13 protein-coding genes are annotated in these 16,017 nt (G+C 48.6%); 12 read left to right on the forward strand and 1 reads right to left on the reverse strand.

Annotation, left to right across the window (positions count from 1 at the left end; genetic code table 11):
• Positions 1-217: 217 nt before the first annotated feature.
• From E8E00_RS17135 to E8E00_RS04845, 4 genes are read left to right on the forward strand one after another with little or no spacing between them, the layout of a single operon-like run.
• A complete protein-coding gene (locus E8E00_RS17135) occupies positions 218-370 on the forward strand; it encodes a hypothetical protein (protein ID WP_168174039.1) in 153 nt (50 codons plus the stop codon).
• A gap of 6 nt (positions 371-376) precedes the next feature.
• Positions 377-1,231, forward strand: a complete 855-nt coding sequence (locus E8E00_RS04835) for a hypothetical protein (RefSeq protein ID WP_096629009.1) — start codon at positions 377-379, stop codon at positions 1,229-1,231.
• Positions 1,228-2,895 carry a terminase gene (locus E8E00_RS04840; RefSeq protein ID WP_096629006.1) on the forward strand — a complete coding sequence of 556 codons (1,668 nt, stop codon included), beginning with the start codon at positions 1,228-1,230 and terminating at the stop codon, positions 2,893-2,895. The genes E8E00_RS04835 and E8E00_RS04840 overlap by 4 nt, the downstream gene beginning before the upstream one ends.
• Entirely contained in the window at positions 2,892-4,979 is a 2,088-nt protein-coding gene (locus E8E00_RS04845) for a portal protein (RefSeq protein ID WP_096629003.1), read from the forward strand. Before E8E00_RS04840 ends, E8E00_RS04845 begins: the two co-directional genes overlap by 4 nt.
• Here E8E00_RS04845 and E8E00_RS04850 read toward each other — a convergent pair.
• Positions 4,974-5,681: a hypothetical protein gene (locus E8E00_RS04850; RefSeq protein ID WP_096629000.1), complete on the reverse strand. Its 708-nt coding sequence runs from the start codon at positions 5,679-5,681 to the stop codon at positions 4,974-4,976. The two genes, E8E00_RS04845 and E8E00_RS04850, sit on opposite strands and share 6 nt — an antisense overlap.
• A gap of 583 nt (positions 5,682-6,264) precedes the next feature.
• Here E8E00_RS04850 and E8E00_RS04855 point away from each other — a divergent pair.
• The 8 genes from E8E00_RS04855 to E8E00_RS04890 all read left to right on the forward strand — a co-directional run bounded on the left by E8E00_RS04855 (position 6,265) and on the right by E8E00_RS04890 (position 15,912).
• On the forward strand, positions 6,265-7,245 hold the full coding sequence (locus E8E00_RS04855; protein WP_096628997.1) for a hypothetical protein: 981 nt from the start codon (positions 6,265-6,267) through the stop codon (positions 7,243-7,245).
• Positions 7,246-7,310: 65 nt separating this feature from the next.
• On the forward strand, positions 7,311-8,528 hold the full coding sequence (locus E8E00_RS04860; RefSeq protein ID WP_096631431.1) for a N4-gp56 family major capsid protein: 1,218 nt from the start codon (positions 7,311-7,313) through the stop codon (positions 8,526-8,528).
• A gap of 57 nt (positions 8,529-8,585) precedes the next feature.
• Positions 8,586-8,966 (forward strand): hypothetical protein, encoded by a 381-nt coding sequence (locus tag E8E00_RS04865; RefSeq protein WP_096628994.1) that lies wholly within the window; start codon positions 8,586-8,588, stop codon positions 8,964-8,966.
• A gap of 55 nt (positions 8,967-9,021) precedes the next feature.
• Positions 9,022-9,453 carry a hypothetical protein gene (locus E8E00_RS04870; RefSeq protein ID WP_096628991.1) on the forward strand — a complete coding sequence of 144 codons (432 nt, stop codon included), beginning with the start codon at positions 9,022-9,024 and terminating at the stop codon, positions 9,451-9,453.
• Positions 9,453-10,025: a hypothetical protein gene (locus tag E8E00_RS04875; protein WP_096628988.1), complete on the forward strand. Its 573-nt coding sequence runs from the start codon at positions 9,453-9,455 to the stop codon at positions 10,023-10,025. Before E8E00_RS04870 ends, E8E00_RS04875 begins: the two co-directional genes overlap by 1 nt.
• Complete coding sequence (locus E8E00_RS04880) at positions 10,025-10,660, forward strand: DUF6682 family protein (RefSeq protein ID WP_096628985.1); 636 nt, start codon at positions 10,025-10,027, stop codon at positions 10,658-10,660. The genes E8E00_RS04875 and E8E00_RS04880 overlap by 1 nt, the downstream gene beginning before the upstream one ends.
• Positions 10,661-10,708: 48 nt before the next feature.
• Positions 10,709-12,316, forward strand: a complete 1,608-nt coding sequence (locus E8E00_RS04885) for a hypothetical protein (RefSeq protein ID WP_096628983.1) — start codon at positions 10,709-10,711, stop codon at positions 12,314-12,316.
• Entirely contained in the window at positions 12,316-15,912 is a 3,597-nt protein-coding gene (locus E8E00_RS04890; protein ID WP_096628980.1) for a DUF1983 domain-containing protein, read from the forward strand. The genes E8E00_RS04885 and E8E00_RS04890 overlap by 1 nt, the downstream gene beginning before the upstream one ends.
• The last annotated feature ends 105 nt before the right edge of the window (positions 15,913-16,017 follow it).

Consider the following 16,017-nt stretch of genomic DNA (forward strand, 5'->3'; position numbering starts at 1 on the left):
ATCACCCCAGAAGAAACAGCCAAAGAAATCCCTTACCTGAAGTCAGCCCTGAGCCAGTGCGCAGCTCATGCTGATGAGTATCTAGAGTGGCGAAAGCAGCGAGAAGACGGGCACTGACACGAATAGTAATGAGTAATGCGCATAACAGGGCGCTCTTACGGGAGAGAGCGCCCGATTATGTTCATCACACATCACATGCTTGATTAAGCGAGAAGCCATGAATACAGGAGTCATTGTGTCAGTACTTGGCTGGAACGGTGAGTCAGCCTACGTAGAGCTATCAAGCGGCAGCACTATCAGCATCAAAGCCTCGCATCGTCCCAAGTTAGGTGACTGGGTCGTCGAGGGAGAGTTAAGTACGGAGTTATAAGTAGTAATGGCAACGCAGGATTGGAAAGCGCTACAAGCTCAATTCGAGCATGACCATGCTAAATACGGCACTGGCGCTAAAGAGTGGTGCGAGGCAAAGGGGCTTAATTACTCGAGTGCTAGACGTTATATCAAAGTGCGCAAAACTGCGCAGAAAAAGACTGCGCACTCGCAAACTGCGCAGCCAGTGCGCAAATCAACTGCGCAAAAGAAAGCGCGCAAAAATGTTTCTAAAGACAAATCCAATAAGCCATCCGCCCCAGCAAAAACGCCCCCAAAACGGCACATGGTTGAGTCTGAGCGCGATGAGGGTGGACGGTTTAAGCCCGGACACACTGTGTCAGTGGGGAATGCTGGCAATACGAACGTGCCTGTGAATGCGTTTGAGGTGGGGAATCAGGCTGCAAGAAAAGGCGGCATTTATGCGCGGTACTTTCCCGAGCAAAAGCAACACATGTTCGACTTGTCGCAGATAGCGACGCTGAATGACGAGCTGATGCTTACTAGGGCGCGATTACAAAGTGGCATTGAGTATTTGGGAAAAATACACGCGGATATGGAGAACGCGAGTTCGCTTGACGAGCGCATTGCGCTGTATGAGTCGTTTACGCGTGTGAATACTCAGCTGGATACGTTGACGGGTCGCATTGAATCGATGACTCGTACGCTCAGCAGTCTCGGTATTGATGCAGTGAACAAAGACAAGATTGTTGCTGACACAAGCCGATTGAGAAGCGCGACACGCAAATTGACTCTCGAAGCTGATCGTTTGGCCAAGGAAGGGAAGGCTGACGACACACCGATTAGTCAAATGCTTGATGACTTGCAGGACAGCGGTACAGGCGGGTTGATGTCGAAATGATAGCTGTAGCCGAAGAGCAAGAGCTGGCAGAGATTGAGCGACTACTTAGCGACAAATGGTGGCGCATGGACAATCTCTACAAAATAGAGAACGAGCGCGGCGAACTGGTCACATTCAAGCTGCGCCCCGCCCAGCGTTTGCTATTTGAGTTGATGCACTGGCTCAATATCATTCTAAAAGCCCGTCAGCTTGGTTTCTCAACAGCGATTGATATCTACCTGCTAGACGAAGCACTTTTCAATAAGAACATGAAGTGCGGGATCATCGCCCAAGACCAGCAAGCGGCGGGCGAGATTTTCCGTACCAAGATTGAAATCCCATTCGATAACTTGCCAGCTTGGCTGAAATCTCGGTTTAAAGTCAAAAGCCGTCGCTCTGGTGCGCACGGTGGTTACATTCTTTTTGAGCACGGGTCGAGTCTGCAAGTCGCCACCTCATTCCGTTCCGGCACAGTCCAACGCTTGCACGTTTCGGAGTACGGCAAGATATGCGCGAAGTATCCGCAGAAAGCTAAGGAAGTGCGCACGGGTACGCTTAACGCGATTCATGAAGGCTGCGTGGCGTTCATCGAATCAACGGCAGAGGGTGTTGGTGGCGATTTCTATGGCATGACCATACGTGCAATTGAACTGACAAAGCTATGCCAAGCGCTCAGCCATTTAGATTGGAAATTCCATTTTTTCGCGTGGTGGCAAGATCCCAAGTATCGCAGCCCTGTTCCTGCTACTGGTGTCACGATGAGCAAAGCTCAGCGTGAGTATTTTGAAGCGGTTGAGGAAGCCATGGGCTGCACCATCGACGATGAACAGCGTCAGTGGTATGTGCTCAAAGAAGTGGAGCAAGGCGCGGAGATGAAGCAAGAGTTTCCGAGTACGCCAATTGAGGCGTTTTTGGTATCTGGCCGTCGTGTGTTTGATGCGCAAGACGTGATGCGCGCTGAATCTCGATGCAAAGCGCCACTCATCGTATATGACATGGACCCAGTCACCGGCGAACGTCATAAAGTGAGCAAGCCAGAGCGCTTGGACGAACAAGGCCAGCGAAGCCTAGCGAATATGACGCTAGTTTGGGAGTTGCCAGACGAGGACGAAGAATACGCAATAGGCGTCGATATCGCAGAAGGCTTAGAGCACGGTGACCGCTCTAGCATCGACGTTGTTAAGCAATCCAATGGTGAGCAGGTATTGCACTGGTTTGGACATATCGACGTGGAATTTCTCGCAGAGCTCACTGCGCACATTGGCCGTTGGTACAACATGGCTTACATCGGCCCAGAGCGTAACAACCATGGCCACGCCTTTATCCTCAAACTTAAAGACATTTACCCGGGCTCGCGCATTTACGCAGAGCAGTACATCGATCGCGAAGATGAAGACGAAACCGTCAAACTTGGTTGGCTCACTACGCGGCACAGCAAACCGATACTCACCGAAGGCATGAAAGTGCTACTCAAAAATGGTCAGTCGGGCATGCGCTGGATTGGCACTGTCAGCGAGGCACATACGTTCGTCTATGACAAACGAGGCAGCATGAATGCACAGGAAGGCTGCTTCGATGATCAGCTTATGAGCTACATGATTGCGCAAGAAATGCGAGTACGCATGCCGAAGCGCGTGAAGAAACAAGAAACACAGCTTGAATATAGGCATTGGATGACGCGATGAAACTGAATAAGAGCTCAATTGATACTGAAACTCTGATGAGCATTATGGCTGATATAGATGGACAGCCTAACTGGCGCACCAATGCGAATAAGGCTTGCGCGTACTATGATGGCGATCAGCTTCATCCAAAAGTGGTAGCAGTCTTGCGAGAGCGGGGCCAACCGGAAACGATGCATAACTTAATTGCGCCGACAGTGGATGGTGTCTTAGGCATGGAGGCGAAGACACGCACCAACTTACTTGTCATGGCTGATGATCCGGATGATGAAACGGAGCAGTTAGCTGAAGCTATCAATGCACAGTTCTCTGACGTTTGCCGTCTCGGCCGGCTAGATAAAGCACGCTCGGATGCTTATGCAGGACAAATCAAGTGCGGCATCGGATTCGTCGAAGTCTATCGCAACCCAAATGCGTTTGGTCCTCGTTACAAGATTAAGAATGTGCCGCGGGACGAAGTCCACTGGGACTGGTTATCCGTCGAGCCGGATTGGTCAGATTGCAGGTGGGTGATGCGTGAGCGCTGGATTGATGCTGATGAGCTCAAGTCATTGGTGCCAAATAAGGCGGAAATAATCGATCACGCAGTTAATGAGTGGAAGGGATTCGTTGACGTAGACAGCATTGAAGGTCACGAGGCTGGGCTAGTGTCAGCGTGGGAAGAGTACCAGAGCTGGAGTCGCCGCGAAGCTGAGTATCTAAGCGCTGACCGCAAGCGCCTAAAACTGCAAATCGTCTATTTCCGCAAGATTGAGCGCAAGCCAATTATCCGATTAGGAAACGGTCGCGTGATTGAGTATGACAAGAACAATGTCATGCAATCGACAGCGGTGGGCTTGGGTAAGGTACAGGTAGAAATGACGCAAGTATCACGCATTATTGAGACCTGGTTTGCAGGACCGCATAAACTGGGCGAGCGTGATTGTGACGCGCCGAACGGCATGTTCCCCATTGTGCCGTTTTTCGGTTACCGCAAAGACTCAACAAACGAGCCCTATGGCTTGATTGCTCGGGCCATCCCGGCACAAGACGAGGTCAATTTCCGACGCATAAAGTTAACATGGCTACTGCAAGCGAAGCGAATCATTGCAGACGAGGATGCGACGAACTTGAGTCGCCAACAGGTCATTGAAGAAGTAGAGCGCGCTGACGGCTATATCCCACTTAATCCCGACCGTCGCAATAAAAAGACGATAAGTGAAGCATTCAAAGTCGAGCAAGACTTCAACATTGCGAACCAACAGTTCGCAGTTATGCAAGAGTCCATGAAGCTTATTCAGGATACGATGGGGATTTACTCAGCATTCCTTGGCCAAGAAAGTAGTGCGGATTCCGGTGTGGCTATCGCTAACCTAGTGGAGCAGGGCGCAACGACACTCGCTGAGATTAACGATAATTATCGTTATAGCTGCCAGCTTGTCGGTGAGTTGATCTTGGGTTATCTCATCGAAGACATGAAGAAGCAGCGCAATAAGAAAGTGACGCTTCATAAAGAAGACAGACTCAAACGCAAAGCCATTGTGATTAACCAAGAAACCGATGATGGCGGACTCACTAACGACGTTACTAGACTACGTGCACATATCACATTAGCACCAATACAGCAGACAGCTGCGTATAAATCACAGCTTGCTGATCGCATGATGCAGCTTACTGCTCAGCTGCCTCCTCAAGTTCAGGCAGCCGTGATCGATTTGGTCGCTGAGTTATCCGATATTCCGAACAAGTCCGAGTTCATGGAGCGAGTTAGGGGGGCGCTGCAGGTACCAAAAGATCCAGAAGATATGACGGATGAAGAACAACAGGCCTATCAGCAACAGCAAGCTGAACTGCAAGAGCAGAAAGAGTTAGCGATGCGTGAAATGGTGGCTAAAGTTGCGAAGCTAGAGGGTGAGGTTGAGAAGGTTCGGGCTGCGGCTAATAAGGACACTGCAGATGCCGATAGCAAGCGATACTCGAATGCTAAGATGCAAGCAGAGACTGGTAAGATACTCAAAGAGATGGAGCGGCTCTCCCAAGAGATTAGGCAAGCGAGAGCCGGCTATGAGGCGTTACTGAGTCAACAGATTGAGTCCTTAACGCTATAACTCGTTTCTGGGAGGGTTGATCCTATTGTTTATTTCGGGCGCGTATACATAGCCATCTAGGTAATTCGAAGTGAATCCGCAACCATGTGCAATTCCGATCCAAGCTAGCGCGGGGTAGACCATGAGCAACATCAAACATTTCGCTGTATCAACTGATAGGAGGCCGGCGTTGTAATCGAAGTGAGTTGCTATGTCGATGATGGTTCGAGTACTTTCAGTAGATACAAGCCAGTTACATACTGAAACCAGTACAAAAGCAAAGCTATATTTTTCCATTTGGCGCTTTTCTTGGTTTTCAACGCTTTGCTTTGTGGCCATCTGATACGCGACTTCATTGCAATTGTTCAAAGCGTATTGAGATAGGGAAAATGGAGATAAATAATCTCTACCGTGTTTGCGAGTTGCACCAAAAGCATCAACGACCTTATAAGCACGTGTCTCGATCACAATGAATGTGATAAAGCTCATGATACTTGGTATAACAAATACCATAAAAAGACTGAAGAAACAGAGAAATACGAGTGCAGCTCCTAGTGTGAATGATGAACTAATGTAGTCCCAGCTGATACTCAACACTGATACATTCCGAGTGTAAACAAGGACAGAATCGAGTAATAATGTAAATGTTGATAAGGCAACGAAATAACGTATGTCATTAGCTCTGCTCATCACTGTTTCCATCTGTTCTAGTAGCTTTCCCATCTTGATACCTGTCCCTCTATTAGTTCTTTTAAGACTATTGTTTATCTCAATTTGTTGAGATAAATTAATCCCATATTGCCAAGGTCTCACCTGTACGGGTGGGGCTTTTTTATTGCCGGTATAAAAAAGTTTGAGTAGGGTTCCATTTTGGCTAGGTTTTTAGGCTTTAATGTCTGAGGTGTAACCATAAATAGGCTAGGATTGTCGCCATGTAGTTCCCGCTGCATATCTACTCCATGAGTGAGAACTGCTTCTTGTACTCCACTCACACCTAATGTTCGTTCTGGATTTCAGAACTATCCCTAATTTTTGTGTTCGCCTCGGTTTTTACCGAGGCTTTTCTTTATTGAGATCCGTTTGAACATCTGTGGGGTAAATAGTTTATGCAACTGGTTATTTGGGCCGGTTGTTGAGTTCCTTGGTGGACAATTCCTTCTTGTTTCAAACCACAATTGGCTCTGCTTATTGGAGCAACACGTTCAGCCTCGGCATTTGCCGGGGCTTTTTTGTATGTGCCGCTAAGCGCTTTCACGAGAGGGCTTAACCGCACAGACAGCGATACGTCTACACACAGGAGAGGTAAATGTTTGAAGTAACCGGTAATGAATCAGTTGAAGAGCTAGAAGCGCTAATGGAACAGTTCGATGATGCTGAGTTAGCAGACGATGACGATAGCGAATCTGAGCAACCAGCGGCTAACGTGGAACAACCAAGCGTGGATAGCGAAACACAGTCAATATCAGACAACGTCGATAAAGCGGATTCGGCACCCGCATCTGAAAAAGACGGTGGAGAGACTGAAGAAGGCGAGAAACCAGAGGGTGTTGCAACTAAAGACGGTGCGCACGTTATTCCATTTGATGTGCTAGAACGTGAGCGTCGAGAGAAGCAACAACTGAAAGAGCAGATTGAAGCACTACAGAAACAGCAAAGTGAGTGGGAGCAATCTCAACGCTTGCTTGATGTGCGCAACAAGCAGCTTGAAAAGCTTGGCGTCGAGCCTGAAGACTTACCAGAAAACTTCAAAATCTCAGAGGAGCAGCTGGACACGCTGGCAGAAGACTATCCCGAGATTGGCCAAGCCATTCGCGGTCTATTTGCCAAAGTCGAAGCTGTGAGTCAGCAATCTCGAAGCTCACCAGAAACGAAGCCAGCCGAAAACGATCCGGCATCCGAACGAGACGTCGTTGGGGAAGCCATTGCCAAACATCCCGATTTAGCAAAGTGGTCAAACGAAGGCGGCGAACAGTGGAAAAAGGCGATTGAGTTTGATGACAAGCTGCGTGCTGACCCTAACTGGGCTGAAAAGTCCATTGATGAGCGATTTGCTGAAGCAGCTCGACTGACCAAAGAGCACTTTGCGGAAAGCGCAAAAGCCAAGGCAGCTAAGGCTGAAGCAGACGCAAATAATTCGCTCCCCCCATCACCGAGCGAGACTGGCTCCACGACCAGCCATAAAGGATCTATCTTGGACAAAATCGCCAACGCTGACGAGAGTGAGCTTTACGGCCTTATGTCTGAAATGACCGAAGACCAGATCGAGGAGCTTCTCTCTCAAGTTTAACGCCGTAGACGGCATCGAGCACCCGCCACAATGGGCGGGTGTTTTTGTTTGAGGGTTTTATTAACATGACCACGATTACCAAAGCGCAAGCTAAGAAGCTGCAGGAAGTCGCGCTATTTACCGCGGCAAACCGTAATCGAAGCATGACAAACATGCTGACAGACTCTGCGCCGCAAAAAGCGCAAGGCGATAAGAAAGGCAATAAACAATCATCACCCGGTGCGCCAATTGTCACTGTGAATGACCTGACAAAAACAGCTGGCGATACCGTGGACATGCAGATTGTTCACAAGTTGTCTAAGCGCCCAACCATGGGTGATAAGCGTATCGCTGGGAACGGTGAAAGCCTTGATTTCACCAGCTTCGAGCTTTCCATTGACCAAGGCCGACATCAGGTTGATGCCGGCGGCAAGATGAGCCAGCAGCGCACCGGTCATAACTTGATGAGCACAGCGCGCACGTTGCTCGGAACCTACTTCAATGATGTAAAGGATCAGCTTGCTACCGTCCATATGGCGGGTGCACGGGGTGATTACATTCAAGATGACATCATTGTGCCGCTGAGTAATCACCCAGATTTTGGCGACATGCTGGTCAATCCCGTCATGCCGCCAACTTACGATCGCCACTTCTTTGGCGGTGACGCGACAAACTTCGAGCAGCTTGACCAGGCTGACGTGTTCGGCATCGAAACGGTGGACAATATCTCGTTGTTCATCGATGAAATGGCGCACCCGCTCCAGCCTATCCGCTTCAAAGAGGACAAGCTGGCGGGCGATGAGCCTTTCTTCATTCTTAACGTCACGCCGCGACAGTGGCACGACTTTAAACGCACATCTAACTATAAAGACTGGCAACAATTAATGGCGAACGCGATGAAGCGCCGCAGTAGCTTCGATCACCAAGTGTTTCGCGGTGAGTGCGTGATGCACGGAAACATCTTAGTGCGTCAGTACAAGGGCATGCCAATTCGCTTTAACCCTGGCTCCGTGGTTGATGTGTCGAAAAACGACAATAAAGCGACAGTTAAGCAAGTTGAAGCCGGCACAACTATCGATCGCGCAATGCTCATCGGTGCACAAGCACTGGCTGATGCGTGGGGTAAAACCAAAAACGGCAGCCAGTTCTCAATTCATACCGAGAAAACCGACGCGGGTAACCGTGATGAGGTCACCATTGCTTGGATGAACGGCCTCAAGAAAGTGCGCTTTGCGGACAAGACTGGTCGCCTCAATGACCACGGCGTGATCGCGCTCGATACCGCGGTTTCAACCGGCTACTAATCGGGATGCGGTATAGCGCCGCACCCTTTTGCCCAATTCATTTAAGAGGTTTATCTCATGGCAACGATTAAAGCACCGAGTATGCACGACCGCATTTACGTTGGCGCGCATGGCAATGTATCAATGGCACTGACCAATGTGTCACTCAAAGCAGCCGCCATTGGCGATGTAGTGGAAATGGTTGAGCTGCCTATCGGTTTATCGCTCACCGGCTTCCGTGTTCACACAAACGGCCTTGGCGAGTCAGTCAAAATTGATATCAAATCTGGCAGCGACGTACTTGCTGCTGACGTGGATGTGTCTGGCAAAACCGATGAAGCCTTGGTGATCCCACCTACCTACAACGAAGAAAAGCGAGTTTTGAATGTGGTGGTCAAGGGCGGTAAAGCAACGGGCACACTGCAAATCAATCCTGAGTACCGAGTGATCGGCTACTAAATCAAACCTCGGGCGCAATCGCGCCCCTTTTGTTTCTGGATAAGCAGGTACACCAATGAAAATCGCAATTGCCTATGTCGGTCCCAAAGAATTTAAGCGAGACACTATCACTGGCTCTCGCCAAGTATTTCCGCAAAACAAGCCTATCGAAGTATCAGAAGAAGTCGCCGCGGTATTGCTGCGTTTTGACAAAGTGTTTGTAGAAGCGGATCAGGTTGACGATGTACTGAAAGCGCGAGAAGAAAAAGAGCAGGCGCGCAAAGAAGCGGAGGCCAAAGCCGAAGAGGTACGCAAAGCGGCTGAAGCTGAATCATCCATGGTCGTCACCCTTGGCGGTGAAGAAATAGACTTGAACAAGCTAAATGGGGCGCAAGTTGCCACCTTGGTCGAGTCGCACGACTTAGATATTACTAAGGAGCCACAAGAGAAAGTAGACGCATTCAAAAAGCGCGTTCGTGACGCTATCCGAGCAAGCGAGGGCGAGTAATGCGCACCGTCCCCGTTGATGACTTCCTACCTGCACTGCGGCAGATTGCGCCGGCAGCTATGCCTATCACCCTCAAGCAAGCGATTGTCTACAGCGCAGGTCGCTTTTGCCGCCTGACCGGCATTATAAGAGTGGAACACACCATTGGCCCTGTTGTTGAAGGGCAGGTAACGGATGTTTTTGGGCCGATAGGCCTAACGACATTTAATCTGACGGGTGAAGTTGATGTTGTCACAAAGGGGGAAAGGTTAGCCGTTGGCATGGACTTCGAGAGTCCCTCAATGGGAACCATTCAATTCCTCCGTGATGTTAGCAGTGATGTTCGAATTAGGGCTGCGATTGAGCCAGTTACCGATGCCACGCAGCTACCTATTCCGCTTATGGATCATTGGCTCATAGCAATATGTGAAGGTGCTGCGTCATGGCTGTATGTGTTGCCGGAGTTCTTCAATGGGGATCTGCATAGCTACCATGAGCGAGAATTCGTTGAGCATACGCGTCGTGCTAAACGCTGGTTGCTCGATAATACGTCTATGACAACTCGGCCAGTCGCACCAAGGGAGTTCTTTTAATGGCAAAGGTAATTTCGTTGATAGAGCGCGTTGCCGATGAGTTGATTGATCAACGCTATACGCGTTGGACCAAAGCCAACCATCTACACAATTTGAACGACGCCATTGCTGTTATTTTGATGTCTCGGCCAGACTTGGGAAGAGAAACGAAGAGCCAAACGGTAAAGAAAGGCCAATCGCGTGTTGATCTACCTGATGACGCTTATCGGCTATTAAACGTAAATCATGCGAATGGCTACGGCCTGCAATTTGTAGACTTATACCGGCTAAATCAGAACTATCCGTTATGGCGAACGATGATTGATGCACAGCCCACGAACTGGACCAGAAACGACAACGACGGCCTTAGCTTTTATCTTTTCCCTGTGCCGGAGCAGGATGTTGATATTGAGTATGACTATTCGAGACAGATCATAATTAAAGTAGATAGTGATCCTTTTCCACTGCCACCTATCTACGAAGCTTTGGTGTTTGATTTCATGCTTTTTCGAGCATATTCAAAAGACGGTCGCTCCGAAGCAGAAGCTGCCAAAGCAACATACCACCTCAACAATTTTCAGAACGCATTAGCGGGTAAAACCAATACCGATAACGCGGAAACGCAGCGTATTCATAGCACTGAGCGCCGAATCTAGTCGCGGCTAGTGAAATCCGTTCACGTCTCAATGGTCTGAAATCTCAATATGCTCATCGATATTTTTATGATGCGTGGCGAAGTACCTCGCCTCAAAGATTACTTGTTGCCCAATGAAGCAGCGACGCTGGCAAGAGATTGCGAATTTGAGCGTGGGGTGATCATGCCGATAAACGAAAACCTCCATGCGCGGTCTCTTCCTTTTCCGGCAAAGACACTGCATCGCTATGATGATGCTTGGTTGCTCTGGCCAGATAGTGTGGTCAGCGCCATAGATAGCCCGCTCGGGCAAGATCAGTGGCAGCGAGTGTATTTTACTGGAGATGGGAAACCCAAGGTTACTGCACAAGATATTGCCATTGATGGTTCAGGCTTTGGACCTGCGGCAGCCTATGATCTGGGCGTTCCTCGACCTGAGTTTCCGCCGGCAGTGCTCAGTATCGATACGTCTACCGGCGAAGAACCGCCCTTAGGTGAACCAGCACTGATTGACGATGAAGATCGTGTCTATATCCAGACATATGTGACGCGATTTGGTGAAGAGGGCGCCCCGGGTGAACCGTCTGGTTCGGTGTTGATTGAGAAGCCTGGCTCGACAATCACACTTGGGCTCTCTCAACCGACAACAAACACACATAATATTACTCATACTCGCGTATATCGCTCAGTAACGGCAGCAGGTGTGGGCGCCTATATGTTGCTTGCGGAACTTCCAATTTCAAACACCGAGTACAAAGATTCAACACGTGATCTGAATAGCGCAGTGCTTGAGACATGGGATTACGACGAGCCTCCTGAGAACATGCAAGGCTTATGTACCATGGCCAATGGCATTTGTGCTGGCTTTGCAGGCAATGAAGTTATGTTCTCTGCTGCTTACCTGCCTTATGCATGGCCGAAGTCTTATCGACTGACGACTGAACATACGATTCAAGCAATTGTGCCAGTTGGTACTTCTTTGGTAGCTGTAACGAGAGGGTACCCTTACATCTTTTCGGGTGTAACTCCGGATGCCATGACTGCCACCAAACTAGACATAGAACAATCATGTGTCAGCGCGGATTCCTTAGTTGTTGTTTCTGGTATGGCTATGTATGCAGCACCAGATGGTCTCGTAGTAGTCAGTTCTGACGGTGCAGCTATTGCCTCTGAGGAAATCATTGATCGCAAGCAGTGGCAGGCACTGAAACCTGAAACCATTCGGGCGGTCGCTGTAGAAGGGTGGTATGTTGCCCAGTCAGAAACTGGCGGTTTCATTTACGATCCCTTATCTAAAGCGTTCACTCGAATTAGCGATCGATGGGACGCTACCTATGTTGATTTGCTCACCGATACACTATTCATCGTGCATGGCGATAAAGTCAGTATGTGGCGCCAAAGTGAAGAATTGAAGTCTATGACCTGGCGGTCAAAGGTATTTTGGGTGCCAGATGATGCTGCCCTAACTTCCGCTAGAGTTCGCGCCTCTGAACCGGAAAAACTCACCATAAAAGTCATTGCAGATAACCAAACCATTCTCACTGTTCCGCAAGGCGAACTGACGAATATGCCATTCCGATTACCTCCCGTTCGGGCGAGTTACTGGCAAATAGAAGTATCAGGAGCTGCAGGTGTAGACCGCTTGATGTTGTCAGACTCAATGCAGGAGTTGGCCTAATGCATAAGTCAGGGTTTCACAGTGGTCGCAATCAAGCCGCTATCGTAGAGAATGTCGAAAAGCTAACAGGACAGCGCGGGAATGGCCTTGATAGAGCAATTACCTTGAGAGAGCTAAACGCACTCGGGCTGATTACTGTACGTCGCGGAACGGGTGGCAGAGTACTTCCTATGCCAGCACCGTCATCAAGTATTAATGCTACTAAGCCCGTTGAAATGCCAACTACGCCTGAGCGATTCGCTGGATTCGGGGGCTTTAGTTCAATCATGCTTGAGTGGGATCGGCCAGCATATTCCGGTCATTCTTACACAGAAATTTGGCGTTCTGATAAAGACGTTCTTGATGAGGCTGTACTTATTGCAACCGTCTCGGCAACGGTTTTTGGAGATAGCGTTCGTCCAGGCTCACAGTATTTCTATTGGGCTCGGCATATTAACATCAAAGATATTGCGGGTCCCTTCAATGACCGCCATGGCCTATCGGTAAAAACAAGCACAGACATTTCGGAAGTGATCAATGAAGTCGCGGAGCAGCTGCGCGACTCAACGCTTTTCAAAGATCTCAGCGCGGGCATTGGCCAAGCCTCCGAATCTGCCAGCAAGGCAATAAGGGAAGCGCGCAGTGACCTTGAACGCGTTAATAACGTTTTAGATTCGCGTATTAAGGAGACGCAAAAAAGCATCGAACAGTCTCGGCAAGAGTTAGCCGAAACGGATAAAAGCCTCAGAGAGAGCATTCACGGTACTCAAGAGCAATTATCAGAAGCTCGAAATGACCTCAAGTTAGCAGATGAGCGCACCAGTAAGCGGCTCTCTGAAACAAGTCAAACACTTGAACAAACCCAAAAAGAAATTGCATCGGCAAAGAAAGCACTGAGCCTAGCGCGCTCAGAGTTCACTAATTCTTTGTCTGATGCGAAAAAGCTCATCACGGGGGAGACTGCCAGACTAGAGAAACTGAGTAGGGAAGGAGACCAATCAAACGTTGTTCAGATCAAAGGTGTCGAGCACGCATTAGCCAATGCTGAACGTGCTTTAACCGAACAAGTGGAGCAATTGAGTGCATCCTTGATTAGTAGTAGTGAGGAACAGCGCCAATTTACGACAGCAATGGTAACCAAAGCCCAGAAGGCTTTTTCTGACGCTAATACAGCACTAACGCAAGTGATAAGTGCGCTTGAAGCTGCAATGCAGCGTGGCGATGCGACTATGGAAAGCAGCATAAAAGACCTAGAAAAGGTAGTTACGACTAATAAAAACACAGTTGCGAAACGCATAAATGAGATCAACGCCAACTTCTCTAGTGCACTGGCAGATACCAAGGGTCAAATCCAGTCTTTGTCTAAAGCTGTCGCAGATAGAGAATCAACGACCGTTCAACAGCTTGACGATATCCGTGCTGAGTATAGGGAATCCGATAGCAAGCTTGGTGCAGAGCTAAATAAGATCAGTCGGGCTTTCGCCGACGGTGATAAAACGTTGGCCACAAGAGTCGATAAACTCAATAGTGAGTTCACGCAAGCCAATGCCAAAACAAACGCGTTGATAACGGATACACGCAAAACTATCTCGCAGAAAGATAATGCGCTCACGAAAAAGCTCTCGAGCCTAGAAACCGGTCTCAAAGATGTTAGCAATGATATTAATGCTCGAATCGATGAAACGAGCAAAGCCCTGTCTGACGTTGATAAATCATTGGCTGAGCGCGCCGATCATATAGAAGCGAAAGTGACACAAAATGATGTCAGCTTAAACGGTCGTGTCGATACCTTGTCGCGAGTTGTCTCCAATAACCATAAAGCGCTGGCGGAACGCACCGACAACATAGATGCGAGCTTTAAGGCCGGAGATGATGCAATCAAGGGCAGTATTCAAGAGCTATCTCTATCTACAGCAAATGCTGATGAAGCTTTGTCTAAACGTGTTAGTGAGCTCGCTAATTCGTTCACTACTGAAAGTAGTAAAACGAACACACGGCTTACTCATGTACAGAAAGTACTGAGTGATGCTGATAAAGCGCTGGGTTTAAAAATTGAAGGCGTTGAGTCGGCTTACAGGAAGGGAAATAGCGCGACGAATGCGAAGATTGATACGGCAACTAAGACTCTTGCAGAGGCGGATAAAGCTTTAGCCAAGCGCGCAGATCACGTCGAGGCAGCATACAAACAGAGCGAAGCTAGCTTGAAGAGCAGCATGGATAATCTGTCTCAACTTGTTGCAGATAATCAAAAATCCCTTGTGGAGCGGACCGATAAGCTTGAGGCCAGTTATAAAGACGGTGACAAGGCTATTACTGGGTCTATCGATTCTTTATCTCGCACAATGACAAATGCCGATCAGGCCTTATCGAAGCGAATCACGGAGCTAGGTAGCAAATTCAGTACGGATATCAGCAAAGCTAATGCGTTGTTCACGGATACTAAAAAGACGCTTAGCGACGCAGATAAGGCATTAGCGCAGCGGATTGGTCGTGTTGAAACCGACTATCGCAAAGCAGATGTTGCGACGAATACACGCATTGATGAGACCACCAAGACGTTGTCTGATGCGAATAAAGCACTTGTTGAACGTACCGATCACATCGAGTCAGCATTTAAGAAAGCTGACGCGGGACTTAAAGGAAGTGTCGATTCCTTAACTCGAGTGGTATCGAACAATCATAAGGTATTGACGGAGCGAGCTGGCCGACTAGAAGCGAGTTATCAGAAGGCTGATAATGATATTAAAGGTTCAATACGGGAGCTTTCTCTCACTGTTGCCAGCGCTGATGAATCTCTCTCAAAACGAATTGCTGATTTAAGTGTTGAATTCAGCACCGAAAAGACAAAAACAAATGCGCTTATAACCGACACAACCAAATCGTTCACTGATGCTGATAAGGCGCTATCAGAGCATGTCAAACGTGTTGAGTCTGCTTATAAGTCGGCAGACACCAAAGTGAACGCAAAGATTGATAGCGTATCCAAGACGCTGACGAGCGCGAATCAGTCTCTTGCGAAAAAAACATCCTCTCTTGAAGCGAAGGCCGGCGAGCTATCTGCAAAAACTGAATCTCAGTCTAAAGCAATCGCAAAGCTGGATAAGCAAGGCTCTGCAGCTTTTCAAGCAATATGGGAACAGAAAGCCCAAGCTGGGGATATCAAAGCTGGAATTGGTTTAATCGCTGGCAGTGATGGCAAAAGTCAGGTCGCGGTTAGTGCTAGTCAGTTCTATGTTTTTGATCCGAACTCTAAGCAACCTGTAACGCCAGTCTTTGCCATTGATAAAGGCAAAGTGGTCCTACCTAAAGCAATGATTGAAAAGGCGACAATCCAGATATTGAACAGCCAGAAGATTGTTGCGGATGTCGTTAAAGCGGGTATTTCTCTCTCCTCGCCCAAAATCAAGAGTGCTGTCATCGAGGGAGGTCAAGCCGGCTTTGGTTCCGGAGGTCCTTATGGTGGCTACCATACGCGTATTTCAAAAGATGGCACGATTGAGACGAGTCGTTTGTTTATGCGCTCCAACCAAGGCCCGTCTCGGCTCGAAGTAAATGGCGAAAGACTTAAAGTGTTCGATAGTAATCAACTTGTTGTTGTTCTAGGTGATTTAGAATGAAAATGTATGGTCTCCGGGTTTATGATTCCCAAGGCACGGTCGTACTCGATGTTACTGACCGCACGCCTCGTATACTGGGCTCGTTTACAACCCCCGCGATAAAGT

Origin of the sequence: Salinivibrio sp. YCSC6, from assembly GCF_004916735.1 — a bacterium.
Classification (GTDB): Bacteria; Pseudomonadota; Gammaproteobacteria; order Enterobacterales; family Vibrionaceae; genus Salinivibrio; species Salinivibrio proteolyticus.